Source organism: Salmonella enterica subsp. diarizonae (genome assembly GCF_008692785.1).
GTDB classification, from domain to species: domain Bacteria; phylum Pseudomonadota; class Gammaproteobacteria; order Enterobacterales; family Enterobacteriaceae; genus Salmonella; species Salmonella diarizonae.
Genome location: NZ_VXJV01000003.1, coordinates 21,833 through 43,752 on the forward strand (window position 1 = coordinate 21,833; position 21,920 = coordinate 43,752).

Genomic DNA, 21,920 nt, shown 5'->3' on the forward strand with positions numbered 1-21,920 from the left:
GATCAACCATGACAACACGTATTACATTATGGCGGGAGCTTTTTAGCGAGCAGCCGCGTATCTTGCTGGAAAATGACGATTTTACGGTTACGGCATTTCGTTACGCCAGCGGCGTGGAAGGACTGAAAATACAAAACAGCCGCGGTCATCTGGTGATTCTACCCTGGATGGGGCAGATGATTTGGGACGCACAGCTTGACGGTCATGACCTGACTATGCGCAACATGTTCCGCCAGCCGAAACCGGCTGCGGAGGTGGTGGCGACGTATGGTTGCTTTGCTTTCCATTCCGGACTATTGGCCAACGGCTGTCCGTCGCCGGAAGATACACATTCGCTGCACGGCGAGATGCCCTGTGCTGCCATGGACGACGCCTGGCTGGAGTTAGAGGACGACAGTCTGCGCGTGACCGGTCGCTACGAGTATGTGATGGGGTTCGGTCATCATTATCAGGCGCAACCTGCGGTGGTAATGCGTAAAGCAAGCGCGCTGTTTGATATTCAGATGACAGTGACTAACCTGGCTTCAGTCGCCATGCCGCTACAGTACATGTGCCACATGAACTATGCCTATGTGCCGAACGCCACGTTCCGTCAGAATATCCCGGATACCGCGCTGAAGCTACGCGAGTCGGTGCCGGCGCATGTCAAACCCACGGCGCAGTGGCTGGCGTTTAATCAACAACTTTTGCAGGGTGCAGCCTCGCTGGCAACGCTCAACGAGCCTGGCTTTTACGACCCGGAAATCGTGTTCTTTGCCGATGAACTGGACAAGTACACGGATACCCCGGAATTCAGTATGATCGCCCCGGATGGCACCACGTTCGTGACACGTTTCGCCAGCGCGGAGCTGAATTACGTGACCCGTTGGATTCTTTATAACGGCGATCAGCAGGTTGCCGCCTTTGCCCTGCCCGCGACCTGTCGACCTGAAGGTTTTCTCGCGGCGCAGCGAAATGGAACCTTGCTTCAACTGGAACCGCAGCAAACCCGGACATTTACCGTCACAACAGGCATTGTCTGACCGCTCAAGGCTTGAACAGCCGCGCGCTTATCGTTAAGGTAAGCGCGTTTTTTTTACCCATCAGGACAGAACCCATGATCACCGTTGCCCTTATCGACGACCACCTTATCGTCCGCTCCGGCTTTGCACAGCTACTGGGGATGGAACCTGATTTGCAGGTGGTCGCCGAGTTTGGTTCCGGGCGCGAAGCGTTGGCAGGCTTACCGGGGCGCGGCGTACAGGTGTGTATCTGCGATATCTCGATGCCGGATATTTCCGGACTGGAGTTGCTAAGCCAACTGCCAAAAGGGATGGCGACGATCATGCTCTCGGTTCACGACAGCCCGGCGCTGGTGGAACAGGCGTTGAACGCCGGCGCGCGCGGTTTTCTCTCTAAACGCTGTAGTCCGGATGAGCTGATCGCCGCCGTGCATACGGTGGCGACGGGCGGCTGCTATTTGACCCCCGATATTGCCGTGAAACTGGCGGCAGGTCGGCAAGATCCGCTGACCAAACGCGAGCGTCAGGTGGCGGAAAAGCTCGCCCAGGGTATGGCGGTAAAAGAGATTGCCGCCGAGCTGGGACTGTCGCCAAAAACGGTGCATGTTCACCGCGCGAATCTGCTGGAAAAATTAGGCGTCAGCAACGATGTTGAACTGGCGCATCGCATGTTTGACGGTTGGTAATGAACACCTTTTTTTCCCGTTTAATCACCGTTGTTGCCTGCTTTTTTATCTTCTCCGCCGCGTGGTTCTGCCTGTGGAGCATCAGCCTGCATCTGGTAGAACGCCCGGAGCTGGCGGCGCTACTCTTTCCCTTCGGTCTGCGCCTGGGACTCATGCTGCAATGCCCGCGCGGCTACTGGCCAGTATTGCTGGGCGCGGAGTGGCTGCTGGTGTACTGGTTGGCGCAGGAAGTCGCGCTGGTCCATCTGCCGCTTTTGATGCTCGGTAGTTTGTTGACGCTACTACCCGTGGCGCTGACCTCGCGTTACCGCCATCAGCGTGACTGGCGCACGTTATTGCTTCAGGGCGCTGCCCTCACCGCCGCGGCGCTACTGCAATCCCTGCCCTGGCTGGGGCAGGGGGAAGCGGCATGGAACGCGCTACTGCTGACCCTCACCGGCGGTCTGACGCTGGCCCCCATCTGCCTGGTCTTCTGGCACTATCTTACCAGTACCACCTGGCTACCGCTGGGACCGTCGCTGGTGTCGCAGCCGGTAAACTGGCGCGGGCGGCATCTGATCTGGTATCTGCTGCTGTTTATCATCAGCTTGTGGCTGCAACTGGGTTTACCTGCTGAGCTTTCGCGCTTCACGCCGTTCTGCCTGGCGTTGCCGATTATCGCACTCGCCTGGCATTATGGCTGGCAGGGCGCGCTCATTGCCACACTGATGAACGCTATCGCGCTGATCGCCAGCCAGACCTGGCACGATCATCCCGTCGATTTATTACTTTCGCTGTTGGCGCAAAGCCTGACCGGGCTACTGCTTGGCGCGGGCATTCAGCGTCTGCGCGAGCTGAACCAGTCGTTGCAAAAGGAGCTGGCGCGCAACCATCGGCTGGCGGAGCGTCTGCTGGAGACCGAAGAGAGCGTGCGGCGCGATGTTGCACGTGAGCTGCACGATGACATCGGGCAGACCATCACCGCGATTCGTACCCAGGCGGGCATTGTACAACGGCTGGCGGCGGATAACGGCGGCGTGAAGCAGAGCGGGCAACTTATCGAGCAGCTTTCGCTGGGCGTGTATGACGCCGTGCGTCGCCTGCTGGGGCGCTTGCGCCCGCGCCAGTTAGACGACTTAACGCTGGCGCAGGCCATCCGCTCGCTGTTGCGCGAAATGGAACTGGAAAGCCACGGTATTGTCAGCCACCTCGACTGGCGAATTGACGAAACGGCGCTGAGCGAAAGTCAGCGCGTGACGCTGTTTCGCGTCTGTCAGGAAGGGCTGAATAACATCGTAAAACATGCCAATGCCAGCGCGGTGACGTTACAGGGCTGGCAACAGGATGAGCGGCTGATGCTGGTGATTGAGGATGACGGCAGCGGCCTGCCACCGGGCTCTCACCAGCAGGGCTTCGGCCTGACCGGAATGCGCGAACGCGTGTCGGCGCTCGGCGGGACGCTAACCATCTCTTGTACCCACGGTACGCGGATGAGCGTCTCGTTGCCCCAGCGTTACGTTTAAGGAAGGATAATGCTTTCGTTTTTAAAAGCTCCGGCCAACGCGCCGCTCATCACCGATAAGCACGAGGTTGACGCCCGCTACCGCTACTGGCGGCGGCACATCCTGATCACCATTTGGTTGGGTTACGCGCTGTTCTATTTCACCCGTAAAAGCTTTAGCGCCGCCGCGCCGGAAATCCTTGCCAGCGGCATTCTGACCCGCAGCGATATCGGCCTGCTGGCGACGCTGTTTTACATCACCTATGGGGTGTCGAAATTTGTTTCCGGCATCGTTAGCGATCGCTCTAACGCCCGCTATTTTATGGGCATTGGGCTGATTGCGACCGGCGTAGTGAATATTCTGTTCGGCTTCTCGACCTCGCTGTGGGCCTTTGCTCTGCTATGGGCGTTGAACGCCTTTTTCCAGGGGTTTGGATCGCCGGTTTGTGCCCGTTTGCTGACCGCCTGGTACTCGCGCACCGAGCGCGGCGGCTGGTGGGCGTTATGGAACACCGCGCACAATGTCGGCGGGGCGCTGATCCCTCTCGTCATGGCCGCTGTCGCCCTGCATTATGGCTGGCGCGCCGGGATGATGGTGGCCGGATTGCTTGCCATCGGGGTGGGCATGGTACTTTGCTGGCGGCTGCGCGACCGTCCGCAGGCGATTGGTTTACCGCCGGTAGGCGACTGGCGGCACGATGCGCTGGAGGTCGCCCAACAGCAAGAGGGTGCGGGGCTGAGCCGCAAAGAAATCCTCGCTAAATATGTGCTGTTGAATCCCTATATCTGGCTGCTTTCGCTGTGTTATGTCTTAGTGTACGTGGTACGCGCGGCGATTAACGACTGGGGCAACCTGTATATGTCCGAGACGCTGGGCGTGGATTTGGTGACGGCCAACACGGCAGTATCGATGTTTGAGTTGGGCGGATTTATCGGCGCGCTGGTGGCGGGCTGGGGCTCGGACAAACTCTTCAACGGCAACCGCGGACCGATGAATTTAATCTTTGCCGCCGGGATTTTGCTCTCCGTGGGTTCGCTGTGGCTGATGCCGTTCGCCAGCTACGTAATGCAGGCGGCCTGTTTCTTCACCACCGGTTTCTTTGTCTTCGGCCCGCAGATGCTCATTGGCATGGCGGCGGCGGAGTGCTCGCATAAAGAGGCGGCGGGCGCGGCCACCGGCTTTGTCGGCCTGTTCGCCTATCTCGGCGCGTCACTTTCCGGCTGGCCGTTAGCGAAAGTGCTGGAGATCTGGCACTGGACCGGTTTTTTCGCGGTCATTGCCATCGCGGCAGGAATCTCTGCGCTATTGCTGCTGCCATTTTTGAACGCCCAGGCCCCACGCGAGACCAGCGAAGCGTGATGCACCTCACCTTTTTGCGCTAAATGGGGAAAAACTAAGAAATTTTCCCGGTTTTGCCTGGACGCTGTCGCAGGCCACTTTTCCTGTGGATTTTTACAATGCCTGCCATTCGCAGGTATAAAAATTAGCTCAGGAGTAATCCATGCTGGCCTTCTTAAACCAGGTGCGCAAGCCGACCCTGGATCTGCCGCTCGATGTGCGGCGTAAAATGTGGTTCAAGCCGTTCATGCAGTCCTATCTGGTGGTTTTTATCGGCTACCTGACCATGTACCTGATCCGCAAAAACTTTAACATCGCGCAGAACGACATGATCTCTACCTACGGGTTGAGCATGACCGAGCTGGGGATGATTGGCCTGGGCTTCTCGATTACCTACGGCGTGGGGAAAACGCTGGTTTCCTACTACGCTGACGGTAAAAATACCAAGCAGTTTCTACCGTTTATGTTGATCCTCTCCGCTATCTGTATGCTCGGTTTCAGCGCCAGCATGGGCGCGGGGTCAACCAGTCTGTTTCTGATGATCGCTTTCTATGCCCTGAGCGGTTTCTTCCAGAGTACCGGCGGATCGTGCAGCTACTCGACCATCACCAAATGGACTCCGCGTCGTAAACGCGGCACTTTTCTCGGCTTCTGGAATATCTCCCACAACCTCGGTGGCGCGGGTGCGGCAGGCGTGGCGCTGTTCGGCGCCAACTACCTGTTCGACGGTCACGTCATCGGCATGTTTATCTTCCCGTCGATTATCGCGCTGATTGTTGGCTTTATCGGTCTGCGTTTTGGCAGCGACTCCCCGGAATCTTACGGTTTGGGTAAAGCTGAAGAACTGTTCGGCGAAGAGATCAGTGAAGAGGATAAAGAGACCGAAGAAAACGAAATGACCAAGTGGCAGATCTTTGTTGAATACGTGTTGAAAAACAAAGTGATCTGGCTGCTGTGCTTCTCCAACATCTTCCTGTATGTGGTGCGTATTGGTATCGACCAGTGGTCAACCGTCTACGCTTTCCAGGAACTGAAACTTTCTAAAGAGGTGGCGATTCAGGGCTTTACCTTGTTTGAGGTGGGCGCGCTGGTCGGCACGTTGCTGTGGGGCTGGCTCTCTGACCTGGCGAACGGCCGTCGCGCGCTGGTAGCTTGTGTGGCGCTGGCATTGATCATCGCCACCCTCGGCGTCTACCAGCACGCCAGCAACCAGTACATCTATCTGGCCTCGCTGTTCGCGCTCGGTTTCCTGGTGTTTGGGCCGCAGCTATTAATTGGCGTGGCGGCAGTCGGTTTCGTACCGAAAAAAGCTATTGGCGCTGCAGACGGTATTAAGGGAACCTTCGCTTATCTTATCGGCGATAGCTTTGCCAAGCTGGGTCTGGGCATGATTGCCGACGGCACGCCAGTTTTTGGTCTGACCGGCTGGGCGGGTACCTTCGCCGCGCTGGACGCCGCTGCGATCGGCTGTATCTGCCTGATGGCGATGGTCGCCGTGATGGAAGAGCGAAAAATCCGCCGTGAGAAAAAAATTCAGCAAGTCAATATCGCTTAAATGTGTGCATTTGGTAACGTTTTGCCCGGTTTAACACCGGGCTTTTTTATGCCTTGCGTTCGTCAGACAGGACATCCGGTATCTCGCGTAAATGAAGACTGGCGTTAATAAATTACATTCTGACAGGCCAGAACGTCGACAGCTATAAATTTACCGCTATGATGGGCATCCTGTTTGGTGACGGATGTGCGCATGATTTGGTTGATTCTGGCCACGTTTGTGGTGGTGTTTATTGTGGGGTTTCGGGTGCTGACATCGGATACCCGCCGGGCGATTCGCCGCCTGAGCGAACGCCTGAATATTGATGTAGTGCCGATAGAATCGATGATTGATCAGATGGGTAAAACGGCGGGCGGTGAATTTTTACAGTATCTGCATCGCCCTGATGAGTCGCATCTGCAAAATGCCGCTCAGGTGTTACTGATCTGGCAAATCGTGATTGTCGATGGCGGCGATCAGAATTTGCAGCGGTGGCATCGGTTGCTGCAAAAAGCGCGTTTAGCTGCGCCGATCACCGATACACAGGTACGGCTGGCGCTGGGCTTTTTGCGCGAAATGGAACCCAATATGCAGGAGATCAACGCGTTTCAACTGCGCTATAACGCCTTTTTTCAGCCGGAAGAGGGTGTCCACTGGCTGCATTGATAGCACGATGGGTGATAAGGAGCAGGCGAAAGCCGTCATTGGTAAATAGTTGCTAAAACGTTAATCAGATCACATTTTGTAATGTTACACTGCGTGGCTTTTCCGCAATAAAACACGCAGGTAATAACAATGAATGAAAATCTCACAGAAACAACCCGCGCAGATGAGGTTGCCAGGCCTAACTGGTCAGCCGTTTTTGCCGTGGCGTTTTGTGTCGCCTGCCTGATTACCGTTGAGTTTTTGCCCGTTAGTCTGTTGACGCCGATGGCGCAGGATCTGGGGATTTCCGAGGGGGTCGCCGGTCAGTCAGTCACCGTTACGGCGTTTGTCGCGATGTTTTCCAGCCTGTTTATTACCCAAATTATTCAGGCGACCGACAGACGTTATATCGTTATTCTGTTCGCCGTTTTGCTGACTGCTTCTTGTTTAATGGTTTCCTTTGCTAACAGCTTTACGCTGCTATTGCTGGGCCGCGCTTGTCTTGGGCTGGCACTGGGCGGATTCTGGGCGATGTCGGCGTCGCTGACCATGCGACTGGTTCCCGCGCGTACCGTGCCGAAAGCGCTGTCGGTAATTTTTGGCGCGGTCTCCATCGCATTAGTGATCGCCGCGCCGCTGGGCAGTTTTTTGGGCGGTATTATTGGCTGGCGTAATGTCTTTAACGCCGCTGCGATGATGGGCGTACTGTGCGTCATCTGGGTGGTGAAATCACTGCCGTCGCTGCCGGGCGAACCTTCCCACCAAAAACAGAATATGTTTAGCCTGTTGCAACGCCCTGGCGTGATGGCCGGGATGATCGCCATCTTTATGTCTTTTGCCGGGCAGTTCGCTTTCTTTACCTATATTCGCCCGGTCTATATGAATCTGGCGGGCTTTGACGTTGATGGTCTGACTCTGGTGTTGCTAAGTTTTGGCATTGCCAGCTTCGTTGGCACTTCTTTCTCATCTTACGTCCTGAAACGTTCGGTAAAACTGGCGCTGGCCGGTGCGCCGCTGGTACTGGCGCTGAGCGCGCTGACGCTCATCGTGTGGGGAAGCGACAAAACCGTGGCGGCGGTAATAGCGATTATCTGGGGACTGGCGTTTGCGCTGGTGCCGGTGGGTTGGTCAACGTGGATCACTCGTTCCCTTGCCGATCAGGCGGAAAAAGCCGGTTCCGTCCAGGTCGCGGTGATTCAACTGGCGAATACCTGTGGCGCGGCGGTGGGCGGTTATGCGCTCGACAATTTCGGGCTGCTTTCGCCGTTGGCGCTTTCCGGCAGCCTGATGCTGTTGACGGCGTTAGTCGTGGCGGCGAAAGTCCGTATTACGCCAATGAGTTGATATTGCTGCCATTTTTAGGCCGGATACGACGTTAGTCGTTATCCGGCAATAATAAACGCTTAATCAAAACCGTTATGCTCTGCGGTGGCGGCAAACCATTCTCCGCTTTTTTTCACCGTGCGCGTTTGGGTGGCTAAATCCAGTTGTACAAAACCATAGCGATTTTTATAGCCGTTCAGCCATGACCAATTATCGATAAAGGTCCACATGTGGTAGCCAAGACAGTGACAGCCCTCGCTAATGCCTTTATGCAGCCATTTAAGATGCTCAGAGATAAAGTCAATTCGGTAATCATCGTGAATCTGTCCCGCTTGCACAAAACGTTGCTCGTTCTCAACGCCCATCCCGTTTTCGGAGATAAAACAGCGCGGATTGTCGTAATTATCCCGCAGGTTGGTGATGATGTCGTAAATTCCCGGCGCGTAAATTTCCCAGCCGCGATAAGGGTTCATCTTGCGCCCCGGCATGTCGTAATAGTCAAATAACCACTCCGGCATAAACGGCGCTTGCGGATTCACCGCTGTATCACGGCATTTCACGCGGCGCGGCTGATAATAGTTAATCCCCAGCAAATCGATTTTGCCGTCGGCAATAAGCTGACGGTCGCCTGGCTGACAGGCGGGCAGTTGGTCATAGGTTTTCAGCAGCGCCACCAGTTCCGCCGGGTATTCTCCCCTTAATACCGGGTCAAGAAAACTGCGGTTAAATAACAGATCCGCATGATGCGCGGCTTGCACATCGGCGGGATGCTGCGAGCGCGGGTAGGACGGCGTCAGATTCAGCACCACGCCGATTTCACCGTCGTAGCGCCCGGCGCGCCAGGCGCGCACGGCGGTCGAGTGCGCCAGCACGGTATGGTACGCCACGGTGGCCGCACGTTTAAAATCCACCACATTGGGATAGTGGAAGTCGTACAAATAGCCGCCTTCCACCGGCACAATCGGCTCGTTAAAGGTAAACCAGTGCTTCACGCGGTCGCCGAACAAGGCAAAACACATTTGCGCGTACCGACCAAACGCCTCTACGACGTCGCGATTCTCCCAGCCGCCTTTCTCCTGCATGACCATCGGCATATCAAAATGGAACAGCGTAATAAACGGCGTGATGCCCTGCGCCAGTAGCTCGTCGATGACGTTATTGTAGAAGCTCACCGCTTGTGGATTCACCTCGCCTACGCCGTCTGGAATGAGACGTGCCCAGCTTAGCGAGGTGCGAAAACTGTTGTGTTTTAACTGCTTCAGTAGCGCGATATCGTGCTTCCAGCGGCGATAGAACGTTGAGGTTTCCGCCGGACCGACGCCCTGGTGAAAACGGCCAGGCTGGCGCTCGAACCACACATCCCAGGTGGTCTGGCTTTTACCGCCATTCAGACTATCACCTTCGGTTTGCAACGCTGAGCAGGCGCTGCCCCACCAGAAGTTATCGGGAAAACGGTATCGCATTGTCGTGCTCCTTGATCGCATAAATTCGCTCCAGAATACGCGGTTTCCGTAAACAGAAACCGGTTACAGTGCGCATTTTCGCGACCAAAAACGGAAGTGGTGTGCTACATCTCCGGGCATTCCACCTTACCGAGAGCCTGCCAGTAGTTATGCTGATTGTTGCGCTCTATCGCGATCATCGCCTCCCGAATATGCTGCTGGTTCCCCTCACCCGCCATGATTTTGTTCTCCCAGGCTTCATCAGTTAGCGCGCCTTTCGGCGTACACATTTTGCGCAAGTCCTTTAAAATCGTGGTTTTTTCATGCGTCGTCTGAAGCGAGCTAAACGGAGAATCGGCATACGTGATGCCCGGTAGCGCGACAAGCGCGGCAATAAGCAGAAGCGTTTTTCGTTTCATAAACGGTATCCTTATCGGTTTGCACCTTCTCAAGAGTAAGTGTAGACCGCGTGGCGTTCACTCGTCGGGGCGTGCGATCCGCTGGTGCTGAACTCAGACAAAAGTGGGAAAGCGGTTTCTCGCTGCGCCTTCACTTTCTTGCATAGCAGAATAGGGTATGTTCTGAACACTCTTTGATTTCGTAAGCGGTAGTGTAATGAGACGTATTGAGATCGTACTGGGAGAGCTGGAGCGGCTAACGCGCGGGCTATGTCTTGCCGATCTGGCGCATCCGCCGCGCTATGGCGACCAGATTGAAGAGCGCGTGACGCTGCTGATTGGCTGCGTAGAGCAGGTGTTGGGCTTTTCGCTGCCGGAAAATCTGGTTAACCCACTGCGTAAACACTTCCTGGCGCTGATAGGCTACGTGCAGCGCGGATATGGTTATCTACAGCGGCGCGAAAGCCTTTAATGCGTCAACCTCCGGCTTTATCACCGGTAAGAAAACGTGGATTGCCGCCTGCAAAGCGCAGTACCAGTGGATTGCCAGGGCGATAAAAATCGGCAAGGAAAACATGGTCGGGCTGGTGTATGCGCTGGAGAATTACCACCAGGGCAAGACGATCGTGACTGCAACACAGTTACAGCCGGTCGCAGAAGCGATTTCCACCATCCATGGGCTTTATGCCGATATCGAACAGGATGAGGCCGGGCGTGCAATCTGGCGTATTCGTGTGCGGGTGAACGCGCCAGAATTGGGGCTGAACGCGCAGGACGTCGAAGCGCAGTTGCGCGGCGGCGAGATAGCGATTTACGCCCGCAAATATCAGCTTCATCAGGGGGTTCTTAGCCTCGATCCACGAACGGTAGCCGAAGGGGAAATGGCATTGATTGTGGCGCGACTCAGGGAGATTGCAGAACATGCAGCAGATTAATTTTTATCGTCAGCGGGTAGCGATTAACGTGCTGGCAAAGGATATCGCCAACGCGAAGACTATCTATGAAGCCGCCGAAGGCCATGCGGTCATTGGCGTACTTTCCGCGCAGTTCTCTACGGTAGAAGAGGGCGTGCCGGAGGTGAAACGCTGGATGGCGGAGGTGCCGTCTATCTCGGTGGGACTGGGCGCTGGCGGCGACCGGCGGCGGGCAAACACATATTAACGCCCTGGTTAGCCCGACAGGAACGCCTGGCGAGGTGTTGATTTCTACCGGCGTCAGCAGCAGCCAGGGAATGCCAGCCCGCGTTTCCTGTGAAGCGGCGGTACGCATGATGCAGGATATGGGCGCACATGCGGCGAAGTTTTTCCCGATGGGCGGCGAAAAGTCGTTACCGGAACTCTATGCGCTGGCGACAGCCGCCGCCCGCCACGGCATGACGCTCATCGAGCCGACCGGCGGTATCTCGCTGGATAATTTCGGTATCATCCTGCAAACCTGCCTGGAAGCAGGCGTGCCGCGCGTCATGCCGCATGTTTACAGCTCGATTATCGATCCGCAAACCGGTAATACGCGCCCCGAAGACGTCATTCGGTTGATGGAGATAGTCAAAGCGCTGGTGTGAGGTTTATCGCCAAAGAGCGCTGCGTTTACCAGGTCTACAGATGACGTGTATTTGTAGGCCCGGTCAGCGTTACGCTACCGGGTGATAATGCGTAGCGGGCTGGGCAAAAATGTACGTATTGCAGCCGTCAGTTATTCCCTTTCGAGCCTCCTCGCAGGGTTAAATTTTCCTGAATGCTGTCTGTATTTCTGGCGAGTACAGTTGCGTCATCTTATTCCTCAGGTGACGGATCGCCATGAAAAAAAGCCCCACGTCCACGCCTCATGATGCGGTATTCAAAACGTTTTTACGCCATCCGGATACCGCGCGGGATTTTCTCAATATTCATCTTCCCCATTCGCTAAGAATACGTTGCGATCTGACGACGTTGAAACTGGCGCCGGACAGTTTTATCGAGAAAAATTTACGCGCGTTTTATTCCGACGTCCTTTGGTCGCTAAAAACGTGTGAAGGCGACAGTTATATCTATGTCGTTATAGAGCATCAGAGTACGCCGGACGCGCATATGGCGTTCCGGTTAATGCGTTACGCGACTGCCGCGATGCAGCGCCATCTGGATGCTGGCCATAAAACGTTACCGCTGGTGATTCCCATGCTGTTTTACCATGGCGCGAAAAGCCCGTATCCCTTTTCGCTTTGCTGGCTGGATGAGTTTGACGATCCTGCACTGGCGCGTCAGCTTTATGCGACGGCATTTCCACTGGTAGACATTACGGTGGTGCCGGATAACGAGATTATGCAGCATCGACGTATCGCGATGCTGGAGCTGGTACAAAAGCATATACGTCAGCGCGACCTGATGGGATTGGTCGAGTGCTTAGCGGTACTTCTGATTACGGGAAACGCTAATGACAGTCAGCTAAAAGCGCTGTTTAATTATTTGCTAATACAGCATGGCAGTTCGCCTCGTTTTGGCAAGTTTATCCGCGAGGTGGCGCGTCATGTTCCCCAACACAAGGAGAGATTAATGACGATCGTAGACAGAATACGAGAATCGGGGCGCAGAAAAGGTAAGCGTGAAGGCGTGCAACAAGGCATACAGCAAGGTATACATCAAGGTATACATCAAGGTAAGCAGGAGGAGGCCTTGCGTATTGCTCATACGATGCTGGAACAGGGGATCGATCGGGAGATGGTGCTGATGATTACCGGGCTTTCTGACGAAGAGATTAAGGCAAAGCGCCATTAAACTTGCCCGGTAATCGTGCTTATCAACGGCGTTAAGCGGCCCGCACGCGTCGACGGGAATCGAGGGAGATCAGGATCACTGACGAGAGAATCAGCAGCGTGCCCAGCCAGTCCGGCAAGGTAAAACTAATCCCCAACAGCAGCAGCGACAGCAGGGCGCTGCTTAACGGTTCCGCGCAGCTTAAAATGCTGGCTTTGGGGCCGCCAATCAGTTGCGCGCCTTTCAAATACAGGCTGAACGTCAGCGACGTACCGATCACCACCAGGTAGAAAAAGGCCAGAATCAGGCTGCCGCTCACCGCAAAGTGCGTTCCTTCTTTAGCGTAGAAGGGCAGCAGAATAAGGCCGCCAAAGGACATGCTCCAGCCGACCACTGGCAGCGTGCCGTAGTGGGCGATTAGCCTGGAAGGCCAGGTCGTATAAAAGGCGGCGGCAAACGCGGAGGCGATACCCCAGAACAGCGCGGCTGAAGAGATTGACAGCGACGTTGGGTTACCGTGAGTCACCAGTAAAAAGGTGCCGATCAGCGATGTAAGAATGGCGGTTAAGACCAGAATGCCTGGTCGTGTTCTTCGCGCTAATGCAAACCACGCTACAATTATGGTCGGCGATAAAAATTGCAGCACTGTCGCGGTGGCGGCATTGGATTTTTCAATCGTAAGCAGGAAGGTTAGCTGAACGGTGAGCGCGCCCACCACGGAGAAAATCAGCAGGCTCAGTGCATCTTTGCGGTTTTTAAGAATCGAAAATATCTTATCGCCGTGCATAAAGGAGAAGGTCACCAGTATCAGCCCGGCGAATAACAAACGTATCATCGTCAGGAACTGTGACGACATACGGCTTTGCTCCATGATGTACTGCGCGCAAACGCCTGAACTCCCCCACAATACGGCGGCAATCAGGACGTTTAGCATCCCTTTTCTGGTGGAACCCATTTTTTCCTCGTCATGTTGTTTTATTTTTTTACGTGCAGGCATCATAACAGAGCTATCGTCGGCATTAAGCAGGAATTTATTGTTTAATGATTTCAGGCGAGCCTGTTATTGACATAATATTGTCATTTTTTTGACATAGGAAAATATCAAACAAACTTAAACAGATCGTCACTATCCCCGCCTTTGCACTTTACAGAACATATTGACTGACTATAATAAGCGCAAATTCATGCAGGAGTAATATGTTGGACAGTCACTTTTACGTAAATCATCTGGCAAGTTAACGCACGCTATTCCTGCGCTGCTTGCCGAACCGGCGGGCAGCAATCTCCCCTTGTGACGATTGTCATCCCAATAATGTTACAACACGCGCATTGTCGCGAGGTAATCGTCATGTTCATGTTTAAACACGCTTTATTTCCTCCACCGTCAACACAACGCTAATTGCCTCATGGCAGCAATTTGTCGTGTGCTAAATACAGCACGTATTATTCTTCCAGAAAAAATGGAGGAACGTATGTTAATGTTTCCTTATATTTCAAATTTACTGACCGCTATGCTGCTGGGCGCGCTGATTGGTGCGGAAAGACAATGGCGTCAACGTATGGCGGGATTACGCACCAATGCGCTGGTGGCGACAGGCGCCGCCGTTTTTATTCTGAGCTCCATGACGACATCGCCAGACAGCCCCGGGAGAATTGCGGCACAGATTGTCTCTGGTATTGGCTTTCTGGGGGCGGGCGTCATCATGCGCGAAGGGATGAATGTGCGCGGACTGAACACCGCGGCAACGCTATGGTGTTCGGCGGGCATCGGCGTGTTATGCGGCTTAGGGCAGTTCAAAAATGCGTTGGCGGCGACGATCATTATTCTTTGCGCCAATATTTTACTGCGTGAAGCGGCGCAGCGTATAAATCAACTCCCGGTATCAGCCGAGGAAGAAAAACGTTATATCCTGAAAGTGACCTGCAATAAAGAAGATGAGAGCGCGGTTCGTCAGTGGTTACTGAATATCGTAAAAGAGGCAGCGATTTGCTTACAGGGGTTAGGTTCGGTCCCCGCTCAAGAACAGGGTTATAAAGAAATTCATGCCGAGCTCGTTGGTCATGCTGATTATCGTAAAACGCGAGAACTGATTATATCCAGAATAGGTGATAACGATAATATCACCGCTATTCACTGGAGTATTGACGGCCAATAATAGTTTATTCAATTTCAACATTACGCCAGACGTATAAGGAGGGAATGATGGATATTCCCGAGACTATAAAATAAAACTCACTCAAAATAGTGAGTGAGCAATAACCTTTTTTATGCATAGAGAATTCTCCCGGGGCATTCACCTTCAAATCGTGAATTTAATATTCCCTGGGAGTGATATGCAGGAAACACTACACCTTAATTTTGGGGATTCATCATGACTGACATGAACATTGAAAACCGGAAACTCAATCGCCCGGCGTCAGAAAATGATAAGCAGCATAAAAAAATATTTCCGATCGAAGCGGAAGCTTTTCATAGCCCGGAGCAGACGCTGGCGCGGCTGAACAGCCATCGTCAGGGGCTCACGACGGAAGAGGCTGGTCAACGGCTGAAAGTGTATGGGCGCAATGAAGTAGCGCATGAGCAGGTTCCTCCGGTGCTGGTTCAGCTTTTGCAGGCATTCAATAACCCGTTTATTTACGTTCTGATGGCGCTGGCAGGGGTCAGTTTCGTTACTGATTACTGGCTCCCGTTACGCCGTGGCGAAGAGACCGATCTCACCGGCGTGCTGATTATTCTGACGATGGTCAGTTTGAGCGGGTTATTGCGTTTCTGGCAGGAGTTTCGCACTAACAAAGCAGCACAGGCGCTGAAAACGATGGTTCGTACCACCGCCACGGTGTTGCGTCGTGGGCCGGGCAATATAGGCGCGGTGCAGGAAGAGATTCCCATTGAAGAGCTGGTGCCGGGCGATGTGGTTTTGCTGGCGGCGGGCGATCTGGTGCCCGCAGACGTCCGACTGCTGGCGTCACGCGATCTCTTTATCAGTCAGTCAATTCTTAGTGGTGAATCATTACCCGTAGAAAAATATGATGTTATGGCTGATGTGGCGGGTAAAGACAGCGAGCAATTGCCTGACAAAGATAAAAGCCTGCTGGATTTGGGCAATATCTGTCTGATGGGAACCAATGTGACCAGCGGCAGAGCGCAAGCGGTCGTCGTCGCGACGGGAAGTCGTACCTGGTTCGGCTCGCTGGCGAAATCCATTGTGGGTACGCGTACCCAGACGGCTTTCGATCGGGGAGTCAACAGCGTGAGCTGGCTGTTGATACGCTTTATGCTGATCATGGTGCCGGTTGTCCTGCTGATCAACGGCTTCAGTAAGGGAGACTGGGTAGAGGCTTCGCTGTTTGCGCTGGCGGTTGCGGTGGGGTTGACGCCGGAAATGTTGCCCATGATTGTCAGTTCTAACCTGGCAAAAGGCGCGATTGCGATGTCGCGGCGCAAAGTGATCGTCAAGCGCCTGAACGCTATTCAAAACTTCGGCGCGATGGATGTGTTGTGTACGGATAAAACCGGCACCTTAACCCAGGACAATATTTTTCTGGAGCATCATCTGGATGTGAGCGGTGTAAAAAGCAGCCGGGTATTGATGCTGGCCTGGCTGAATAGTAGCAGCCAGAGCGGCGCACGGAATGTGATGGATCGCGCTGTATTGCGTTTTGGCGAGGGCCGCATCGCACCATCGACAAAAGCGCGCTTCGTTAAACTTGATGAACTGCCATTCGACTTTGTACGTCGCCGGGTATCGGTGCTGGTGGAGGATGTGCAGCATGGAGACAGATCCCTGATCTGCAAAGGCGCTGTCGAAGAGATGCTGATGGTAGCCACCCATCTTCGCGAAGGTGATCGTGTGGTGGCGCTGACGGAAACACGCCGCGAGCTGTTGCTGGCGAAAACCGAAGATTACAATACGCAAGGATTCCGTGTATTGCTGATAGCGACACGTAAGCTGGATGGTTCCGGGAACAACCCGACATTACGTGTGGAGGATGAGACCGCACTTACCATCGAAGGGATGCTCACTTTTCTCGATCCGCCGAAAGAGAGCGCCGGAAAAGCCATTTCCGCGTTGCGGGATAACGGCGTGGCGGTCAAAGTCCTCACCGGCGATAATCCGGTTGTGACGGCGCGTATCTGTCTGGAAGTGGGTATTGATACGCACGATATCCTGACCGGAACCCAGGTTGAGGCGATGTCAGATGCCGAACTGGCGTCTGAAGTGGAGAAACGCGCAGTATTCGCCCGGCTGACGCCGTTACAAAAAACGCGTATTTTGCAAGCGCTACAGAAAAATGGTCATACCGTTGGTTTTCTTGGGGACGGGATTAACGACGCGCCCGCGCTTCGTGATGCGGATGTGGGGATCTCCGTCGACAGCGCCGCCGATATTGCTAAAGAATCATCAGATATTATTCTGCTGGAAAAAGATCTCATGGTCCTTGAGGAGGGCGTTATCAAAGGGCGAGAAACCTTTGGCAATATCATTAAGTACCTGAATATGACCGCCAGCTCTAATTTCGGCAATGTTTTTTCGGTACTGGTAGCCAGCGCGTTTATTCCGTTTCTGCCGATGCTGGCGATTCATCTGTTGATCCAGAATTTGATGTACGACATTTCGCAGTTGTCGTTGCCGTGGGACAAAATGGATAAAGAGTTCCTGCGTAAGCCGCGTAAATGGGACGCGAAAAATATTGGTCGTTTTATGCTATGGATTGGCCCAACGTCTTCTATTTTCGATATCACAACCTTTGCGCTGATGTGGTACGTCTTTGCGGCTAATAACGTAGAGGCGCAGGCGCTCTTTCAGTCCGGCTGGTTTATTGAGGGTCTGCTCTCGCAGACCCTGGTCGTGCATATGCTAAGGACGCAGAAAATACCGTTTATCCAAAGCCGGGCGACGTTGCCGGTATTATTGACGACCGGCTTGATTATGGCGATAGGCATTTATATTCCATTCTCACCTTTAGGCGCGATGGTTGGACTGGAGCCGCTGCCACTGAGCTACTTCCCGTGGTTGGTGGCGACATTATTGAGTTACTGTCTGGTGGCGCAAGGCATGAAGCGCTTTTATATCAAACGCTTTGGCCAATGGTTTTAATGATGTTTGAGGAGCGCACAGATGAATCGTTCACCCGATAAAATCATCGCGCTAATATTTTTACTGATTAGCCTGTTGGTGTTGTTTTTAGCCCTCTGGCAAATCGTTTTATAACGAGGTGACGCCATGCAAAAAAGAGGGTTGGACAAAATCTTTTTTCAGGTTGTCCTGATAGCAATCATCCTGATTCTACTGACTATCTGGATACGATAAGCTGCTGTTGGCGAACCCCGCTTAAAATAAGAATCGATGTAGTTGTTCTTTTTATGGCGGGGCGCTATTTTCATGGTATCCCACATCAAAAGGGCAATATCATGAACAATCGTCGTGGTTTAACAGCCGTCCTGGCGACTTTGATTACGTTTTCCCTGAGCGCTACGCTTGTGCTGGCGAATCCGGGAAATGGCAATGGCGGCGGACATGGTAATAACGTGGCTAATCAGGGTAATAACGGCAACGGATATAAAGGAAACGCCGGGCAAAAAACGGAACACCGTAAAAATGGCGGTAAACCGGATCACGTCGAGTCGGATATTAGCTACGTTGCCGCCAGGCAACTGGCAGTGAATTTAGGGCTGACGGGCTATCAATCTTTACCACCGGGGGTTGCGAAAAATCTGGCGAGAGGAAAACCGTTGCCGCCGGGAATCGCTAAAAAAACGGTGCCGGCGTCTATGCTGGGACAATTACCTTATTATCCGGGCTACGAGTGGAAAATCGTTGGGGATAACCTGGTGTTGATCGCGCTCAGTACTGCGGTGGTCACGGCGATTATTAATGGCGTGTTTGATTAAGCGTGTCGTACAGCGTTCATCGACCTGGTTGTAGGCAGAATAAACAGGCGATAGATAAAATAGCCCCATTAAATGGGGCTATTTAGCCTCTTCAAGACGTTATTTATGCGCGTTGAGAATCCAGCAGTTCATTATTTTTTTCTACCTCCTGCGCTTTGGTATAGCTTTCAATCAGTAGCTGATAGGCCGGGAATATTTTGGTATACACATCCGCCCATTCTGCGGCATCTTCCCGATTCCAGGTACGTTGCAGCTCAGATGCTACCGCCGCGGTATCCATCGGCACTACGCCAGCCTGCACCACGCGGGCCATCGTAATTTCCTGCGCCATTTTACTGTACGTACCGGAGGCATCGATCACCGCAAATACCTTGTACCCTTCCGTGACCGCGCTGATGGCTGGAAAAGCCATGCAGACACTGGTAATAGTACCAGCAATGATCAACGTGTTACGGCCTGTCGCTTTTACCGCCTGTACAAAATCGGCGTTATCCCAGGCATTAATTTCCCCTTTACGCGCGACATAATGCGCGTGAGGCGCATTCGCATGGATTTCCGGAATCAGCGGGCCATTTGGTCCCTGTGGTACGGATGCGGTGGTAATGACCGGCATATTACATAAGGTAGCGATTTTAGCTAGCGCCGTGGCGCGTGCGCGTAATTCCGGCATCGGCATGTCGCCGATGGTCTGAAACAGGCCGCTTTGGTGGTCGATCAGCAGCATTACTGCGTCGTTAGCATCAATGGCAGGGCGTTGACCGTTAAAATTCGCGGGTGTAGACATAATTCATTCCTTGTTGTTGCCTTTCACTGACAATCACTATCAGTGTTAAAGTCATTAATCGCCGGGGCGATTTCCGTTTTTAAGCTAATGACAGTAATCCGTTGCCGATCCTGGATTACCGTATTGAGTTTTTTCTGAAGGAATATTCATCGGCATCTCCTTCAGTCGATTTACTTTCACGCTAATCTGCTGTCACAACAATATTCATATTATGAATAAATGTTTCTACTTTACATGTCAGTGAGGATTATTGATTGAAAAAACAGACTATATCATTACTAATTATTTCTGCTAGATGGTTTTAAAATTATTTAGTATAAATTTGAAATAGGTTAATTAAGTATTAACTTAGTTCTATTTAAATAATATAAAGCGTAGCTTAAATATTAAGAGGGAAGCGTACTTATATTAAGTATGGCTACTATTTAGAGTGATATCGGCTGAACGGTATCGTAATAAATGCCATGACTTTTTAGTAGTGCTTAATACGTAGGTTGGATAAGCAAGTGCGCTAAATGATGTAGTTATATCGATAAAAGCGTTCGCTATCGGCGTAAATAATTTTTTCATAGATAACTCTTAATAAATTGAAAAATATTCCTACATAATGAGTGCTGCTTTTTTTGATATTACAAGCCATTATAGAGAACAGATTGAACAAAATCCTGTCTTCCATGTGGCATAGGTTATCAGGATATGTTTTTCTCATGATTTATATATAAGATATTAAAGGTAATATATTAGGGGGATCTATGAGTTATAAATATGTTGGTAAGCATGGTAGTGCTGTTGCGTTGCGTATGGGTTATAAAGAGTGTCCAGATGAGAATGCTTATGAGGATGCTTACTATATTAAAGATGGCTTAAAATGGATATTTAATATAACAGGCTTAAAAAAACGGCTGGGTGTTTACAGTGACGATGATCTTCGTAAACAGAATTATGATGTGGATACCTATTATCGTGTTGAAAATGAGCCAAAAGAAAGCGCAGACGATGAAATGCGGTCGCTATATGATAATTTAGCGGTAGAAGAGGGGGAGCCTGTTTATCTGGAGGGCGGTATGTATCTTTATCCAGACGGCTCTATTCGCTGATGCCAGGCATGTAGGCTGGATAAGCCTCCTCCAGCATTAAACTGAACCTGTAAGTAAGACTTACAGGTTCGAATAAAGATGAGTGAACCGCCGCCAGCGCCTTTTCAATCCTTTTCAGTTTCTGCTGCATTTCTTGCAGTTCGCTAAGCAGCTTCTGCTCCTGGTCGCCCCAGGCCATCAGGACAATGCACCTGCTCATCACTTATACGCTAACCAGTTGCCCGGCTTCGCGCAGGCACTTTCCCGACAGCGTCAGGCTGTGCGTGCTTTTACCCCTTCTTTGCGGTCGATATCCCATAATGAATGAACGCCCGGTATTGCGAGTACCTGGTGAGGGCGTTTCAAACTCAGGTTATTGAGTGTTAAGGTGCGTACATGTCAACCGCTAAACGCGATCCGAACCGGTCAAAATCAGGGAAAGCCCCTACCCTACTTTTCAGATTCGTATTACGCCTGAGCTAAAGGCACAATTTGAAGCTGCTGCGAAGGCCGAAGGGATGAGTCTGGGGTATTGACTTAAAAGTTTAGGAAGAAAGGAATTAGCTCGACTGAATATGTTCAAAAATTTTTCATAGGACACAGTCGAAAATTTAGAAATATATCGTTTTTATATGTCTGCGCTTAAACTTTCCAGAGAAACTATTCTGGAAAGGAGTATTTTTATATCTGAAGCTGGATATTTATCCATTTTGGATTGTATAAAATTGACTATACGTGGTATATCTGAATCTTGCTTAACAAAGATGTATTTTATATCATTAGGAGTGAATTTTAATAGTGATGATTTTTTAGTTGCTTCATTTGCTTTTTGTAATTTTATTACATTTTCATGATTTACTCTCGTCAGGTGGGTAATTTTTATGTCAGTTGGAACATAGCGCCACTCTGATTCTTGATAAAAATTTTTTCCAACAGGTTGATTATCCACAACCATTTCACCTTTCGTTGGTTTTGTAAAAGCATATATATACCGTATTGTATTTTGAGCTTTTTTTACGTCGTCTTCGTCAGATAACTTTATTATAGGATTATTTAGTTTTCTTAATGTTTTTGAAGTTGCGCTGCTTCTTGAAACATAAAATACAGGATTTAATCCATTTTTTTCTGCCCAGTCTTTCGACATTCCTAATCCAAAGCTACCGTAAAAATCTACATGTTCAGATATTCGTGATAAAGGAATATCACAAAAACAGACCATAGGATAACTTACATAATCATACTCAGTAAAACCAAGCCAACTAACGTCTTCAAGGCAGAAACGAGGCCAAAAGCCATCTTCTAATATTACCTCTAAAACATCACTGCTTTTGGTAAAATGAAATAACGTCTCTGATTTTGGTTTCATTATCTTTGAGCTCATGTTTGTTGTGAAAATTTAATTCTATATTAGAAAAGACTAATTTTAGGTTCATAAATTTTGCGCGAAATTTTTGGCGGAAGATCACAGGAGTCGAACCTGCCCGGGACCGCTGGCGGCCCCAACTGGATTTGAAGTCCAGCCGCCTCACCGGAGACGACGATCTTCCGCGCCTCGATTGCTACATGGAGGCGCGCGCATTATAGCTACTT

20 protein-coding genes, 1 tRNA gene and 4 pseudogenes are annotated in these 21,920 nt (G+C 51.7%); 18 read left to right on the top strand and 7 right to left on the bottom strand.

The features are described from left to right. Nucleotides 1-8 precede the first annotated feature (8 nt). From F4V72_RS06970 to nepI, 7 genes are all read left to right on the top strand, one after another. Complete coding sequence (locus tag F4V72_RS06970; protein ID WP_088759484.1) at nt 9-1,022, top strand: aldose 1-epimerase family protein; 1,014 nt, start codon at nt 9-11, stop codon at nt 1,020-1,022. Nucleotides 1,023-1,096: 74 nt separating this feature from the next. Beyond that, nucleotides 1,097-1,687 carry a transcriptional regulator UhpA gene (gene uhpA / locus F4V72_RS06975; protein WP_000633682.1) on the top strand — a complete coding sequence of 197 codons (591 nt, stop codon included), beginning with the start codon at nt 1,097-1,099 and terminating at the stop codon, nt 1,685-1,687. After that, nucleotides 1,687-3,189, top strand: a complete 1,503-nt coding sequence (gene uhpB, locus F4V72_RS06980; RefSeq protein WP_023247250.1) for a signal transduction histidine-protein kinase/phosphatase UhpB — start codon at nt 1,687-1,689, stop codon at nt 3,187-3,189. The genes uhpA and uhpB overlap by 1 nt, the downstream gene beginning before the upstream one ends. Nucleotides 3,190-3,198: 9 nt before the next feature. Next, nucleotides 3,199-4,527 (top strand): MFS transporter, encoded by a 1,329-nt coding sequence (locus tag F4V72_RS06985; RefSeq protein WP_023247251.1) that lies wholly within the window; start codon nt 3,199-3,201, stop codon nt 4,525-4,527. 142 nt (nt 4,528-4,669) lie between these two features. Further along, nucleotides 4,670-6,061 (top strand): hexose-6-phosphate:phosphate antiporter, encoded by a 1,392-nt coding sequence (uhpT, locus tag F4V72_RS06990; protein ID WP_000879178.1) that lies wholly within the window; start codon nt 4,670-4,672, stop codon nt 6,059-6,061. A 192-nt stretch (nt 6,062-6,253) separates the two neighbouring features. Beyond that, on the top strand, nt 6,254-6,706 hold the full coding sequence (locus F4V72_RS06995) for a DUF1198 domain-containing protein (protein ID WP_023247252.1): 453 nt from the start codon (nt 6,254-6,256) through the stop codon (nt 6,704-6,706). 129 nt (nt 6,707-6,835) lie between these two features. Then, nucleotides 6,836-8,029: a purine ribonucleoside efflux pump NepI gene (gene nepI / locus F4V72_RS07000; protein WP_023247253.1), complete on the top strand. Its 1,194-nt coding sequence runs from the start codon at nt 6,836-6,838 to the stop codon at nt 8,027-8,029. A gap of 59 nt (nt 8,030-8,088) precedes the next feature. Here the strand turns inward: nepI and F4V72_RS07005 are convergent, their stop codons facing one another. Together F4V72_RS07005 and F4V72_RS07010 are read right to left on the bottom strand one after the other, a co-directional pair. Then, on the bottom strand, nt 8,089-9,471 hold the full coding sequence (locus F4V72_RS07005) for a glycoside hydrolase family 1 protein (RefSeq protein ID WP_053529952.1): 1,383 nt from the start codon (nt 9,469-9,471) through the stop codon (nt 8,089-8,091). A gap of 104 nt (nt 9,472-9,575) precedes the next feature. After that, entirely contained in the window at nt 9,576-9,869 is a 294-nt protein-coding gene (locus F4V72_RS07010) for a YicS family protein (protein ID WP_023247255.1), read from the bottom strand. Between the two features lie 262 nt (nt 9,870-10,131). On the opposite strand from F4V72_RS07010, the pseudogene F4V72_RS24375 reads away from it, so the two are divergent. The 4 genes and pseudogenes from F4V72_RS24375 to F4V72_RS07030 form a co-directional block, all read left to right on the top strand. Then, a pseudogene (locus tag F4V72_RS24375) lies at nt 10,132-10,287 on the top strand (hypothetical protein); the annotation flags it as partial. Further along, nucleotides 10,283-10,783: pseudogene (locus F4V72_RS07020) on the top strand (SelA-like pyridoxal phosphate-dependent enzyme); the annotation flags it as partial. The pseudogenes F4V72_RS24375 and F4V72_RS07020, both read left to right, overlap by 5 nt. After that, a pseudogene (locus tag F4V72_RS07025) lies at nt 10,770-11,409 on the top strand (KDGP aldolase). The pseudogenes F4V72_RS07020 and F4V72_RS07025, both read left to right, overlap by 14 nt. A gap of 235 nt (nt 11,410-11,644) precedes the next feature. Beyond that, nucleotides 11,645-12,598 (top strand): Rpn family recombination-promoting nuclease/putative transposase, encoded by a 954-nt coding sequence (locus tag F4V72_RS07030; protein WP_150342436.1) that lies wholly within the window; start codon nt 11,645-11,647, stop codon nt 12,596-12,598. 31 nt (nt 12,599-12,629) lie between these two features. Here F4V72_RS07030 and F4V72_RS07035 read toward each other — a convergent pair whose 3' ends face one another. Then, a complete protein-coding gene (locus F4V72_RS07035; RefSeq protein ID WP_136057880.1) occupies nt 12,630-13,532 on the bottom strand; it encodes an EamA family transporter in 903 nt (300 codons plus the stop codon). Nucleotides 13,533-14,037: 505 nt separating this feature from the next. Between F4V72_RS07035 and F4V72_RS07040 the strand changes: the two genes are divergently transcribed. The 5 genes from F4V72_RS07040 to cigR all read left to right on the top strand — a co-directional run bounded on the left by F4V72_RS07040 (nt 14,038) and on the right by cigR (nt 18,470). Continuing rightward, on the top strand, nt 14,038-14,733 hold the full coding sequence (locus F4V72_RS07040; protein WP_023247262.1) for an MgtC family protein: 696 nt from the start codon (nt 14,038-14,040) through the stop codon (nt 14,731-14,733). 216 nt (nt 14,734-14,949) lie between these two features. Continuing rightward, nucleotides 14,950-17,676 carry a magnesium-translocating P-type ATPase gene (mgtA, locus tag F4V72_RS07045; protein ID WP_063389918.1) on the top strand — a complete coding sequence of 909 codons (2,727 nt, stop codon included), beginning with the start codon at nt 14,950-14,952 and terminating at the stop codon, nt 17,674-17,676. Nucleotides 17,677-17,697: 21 nt separating this feature from the next. After that, complete coding sequence (gene mgtR / locus F4V72_RS07050; protein ID WP_001082119.1) at nt 17,698-17,790, top strand: protein MgtR; 93 nt, start codon at nt 17,698-17,700, stop codon at nt 17,788-17,790. A gap of 12 nt (nt 17,791-17,802) precedes the next feature. After that, entirely contained in the window at nt 17,803-17,889 is an 87-nt protein-coding gene (gene mgtU, locus F4V72_RS24595) for a magnesium transporter protection protein MgtU (RefSeq protein WP_252997328.1), read from the top strand. 101 nt (nt 17,890-17,990) lie between these two features. After that, entirely contained in the window at nt 17,991-18,470 is a 480-nt protein-coding gene (gene cigR / locus F4V72_RS07055) for an anti-virulence regulatory inner membrane protein CigR (protein ID WP_023247264.1), read from the top strand. A 103-nt stretch (nt 18,471-18,573) separates the two neighbouring features. Here cigR and F4V72_RS07060 read toward each other — a convergent pair whose 3' ends face one another. Further along, nucleotides 18,574-19,254, bottom strand: a complete 681-nt coding sequence (locus tag F4V72_RS07060; RefSeq protein ID WP_023247265.1) for a hydrolase — start codon at nt 19,252-19,254, stop codon at nt 18,574-18,576. A gap of 752 nt (nt 19,255-20,006) precedes the next feature. Between F4V72_RS07060 and F4V72_RS07065 the strand changes: the two genes are divergently transcribed. Further along, nucleotides 20,007-20,351 (top strand): hypothetical protein, encoded by a 345-nt coding sequence (locus tag F4V72_RS07065; protein WP_070803454.1) that lies wholly within the window; start codon nt 20,007-20,009, stop codon nt 20,349-20,351. Here F4V72_RS07065 and F4V72_RS24755 read toward each other — a convergent pair. Then, nucleotides 20,341-20,529 (bottom strand): hypothetical protein, encoded by a 189-nt coding sequence (locus F4V72_RS24755; RefSeq protein ID WP_070803453.1) that lies wholly within the window; start codon nt 20,527-20,529, stop codon nt 20,341-20,343. The two genes, F4V72_RS07065 and F4V72_RS24755, sit on opposite strands and share 11 nt — an antisense overlap. 197 nt (nt 20,530-20,726) lie before the next feature. Here F4V72_RS24755 and F4V72_RS07075 point away from each other — a divergent pair. Next, nucleotides 20,727-20,866: pseudogene (locus tag F4V72_RS07075) on the top strand (toxin-antitoxin system HicB family antitoxin). 92 nt (nt 20,867-20,958) lie between these two features. Here the strand turns inward: F4V72_RS07075 and F4V72_RS07080 are convergent. Continuing rightward, nucleotides 20,959-21,696 (bottom strand): abortive infection system antitoxin AbiGi family protein, encoded by a 738-nt coding sequence (locus F4V72_RS07080; RefSeq protein ID WP_070803452.1) that lies wholly within the window; start codon nt 21,694-21,696, stop codon nt 20,959-20,961. Nucleotides 21,697-21,782: 86 nt separating this feature from the next. Then, a tRNA-Sec gene (locus tag F4V72_RS07085) sits at nt 21,783-21,877 on the bottom strand. Nucleotides 21,878-21,920: the final 43 nt, after the last annotated feature.

What these genes read in the sequence shown, in the direction of transcription:
- mgtR (WP_001082119.1), top strand. Translation starts at nt 17,698, where the DNA reads ATGAATCGTTCACCCGATAAAATCATCGCGCTAATATTTTTACTGATT.
- F4V72_RS07040 (WP_023247262.1), top strand. Translation starts at nt 14,038, where the DNA reads ATGGAGGAACGTATGTTAATGTTTCCTTATATTTCAAATTTACTGACC.
- uhpT (WP_000879178.1), top strand. Translation starts at nt 4,670, where the DNA reads ATGCTGGCCTTCTTAAACCAGGTGCGCAAGCCGACCCTGGATCTGCCG.
- F4V72_RS07060 (WP_023247265.1), bottom strand. Translation starts at nt 19,254, where the DNA reads ATGTCTACACCCGCGAATTTTAACGGTCAACGCCCTGCCATTGATGCT.
- uhpB (WP_023247250.1), top strand. Translation starts at nt 1,687, where the DNA reads ATGAACACCTTTTTTTCCCGTTTAATCACCGTTGTTGCCTGCTTTTTT.
- F4V72_RS07030 (WP_150342436.1), top strand. Translation starts at nt 11,645, where the DNA reads ATGAAAAAAAGCCCCACGTCCACGCCTCATGATGCGGTATTCAAAACG.
- F4V72_RS24755 (WP_070803453.1), bottom strand. Translation starts at nt 20,529, where the DNA reads ATGGCCTGGGGCGACCAGGAGCAGAAGCTGCTTAGCGAACTGCAAGAA.
- F4V72_RS07005 (WP_053529952.1), bottom strand. Translation starts at nt 9,471, where the DNA reads ATGCGATACCGTTTTCCCGATAACTTCTGGTGGGGCAGCGCCTGCTCA.
- mgtA (WP_063389918.1), top strand. Translation starts at nt 14,950, where the DNA reads ATGACTGACATGAACATTGAAAACCGGAAACTCAATCGCCCGGCGTCA.
- mgtU (WP_252997328.1), top strand. Translation starts at nt 17,803, where the DNA reads ATGCAAAAAAGAGGGTTGGACAAAATCTTTTTTCAGGTTGTCCTGATA.
- cigR (WP_023247264.1), top strand. Translation starts at nt 17,991, where the DNA reads ATGAACAATCGTCGTGGTTTAACAGCCGTCCTGGCGACTTTGATTACG.
- F4V72_RS07065 (WP_070803454.1), top strand. Translation starts at nt 20,007, where the DNA reads ATGAGTTATAAATATGTTGGTAAGCATGGTAGTGCTGTTGCGTTGCGT.
- F4V72_RS07080 (WP_070803452.1), bottom strand. Translation starts at nt 21,696, where the DNA reads ATGAAACCAAAATCAGAGACGTTATTTCATTTTACCAAAAGCAGTGAT.
- F4V72_RS07010 (WP_023247255.1), bottom strand. Translation starts at nt 9,869, where the DNA reads ATGAAACGAAAAACGCTTCTGCTTATTGCCGCGCTTGTCGCGCTACCG.
- F4V72_RS06970 (WP_088759484.1), top strand. Translation starts at nt 9, where the DNA reads ATGACAACACGTATTACATTATGGCGGGAGCTTTTTAGCGAGCAGCCG.
- F4V72_RS06985 (WP_023247251.1), top strand. Translation starts at nt 3,199, where the DNA reads ATGCTTTCGTTTTTAAAAGCTCCGGCCAACGCGCCGCTCATCACCGAT.
- F4V72_RS07035 (WP_136057880.1), bottom strand. Translation starts at nt 13,532, where the DNA reads ATGGGTTCCACCAGAAAAGGGATGCTAAACGTCCTGATTGCCGCCGTA.
- nepI (WP_023247253.1), top strand. Translation starts at nt 6,836, where the DNA reads ATGAATGAAAATCTCACAGAAACAACCCGCGCAGATGAGGTTGCCAGG.
- F4V72_RS06995 (WP_023247252.1), top strand. Translation starts at nt 6,254, where the DNA reads ATGATTTGGTTGATTCTGGCCACGTTTGTGGTGGTGTTTATTGTGGGG.
- uhpA (WP_000633682.1), top strand. Translation starts at nt 1,097, where the DNA reads ATGATCACCGTTGCCCTTATCGACGACCACCTTATCGTCCGCTCCGGC.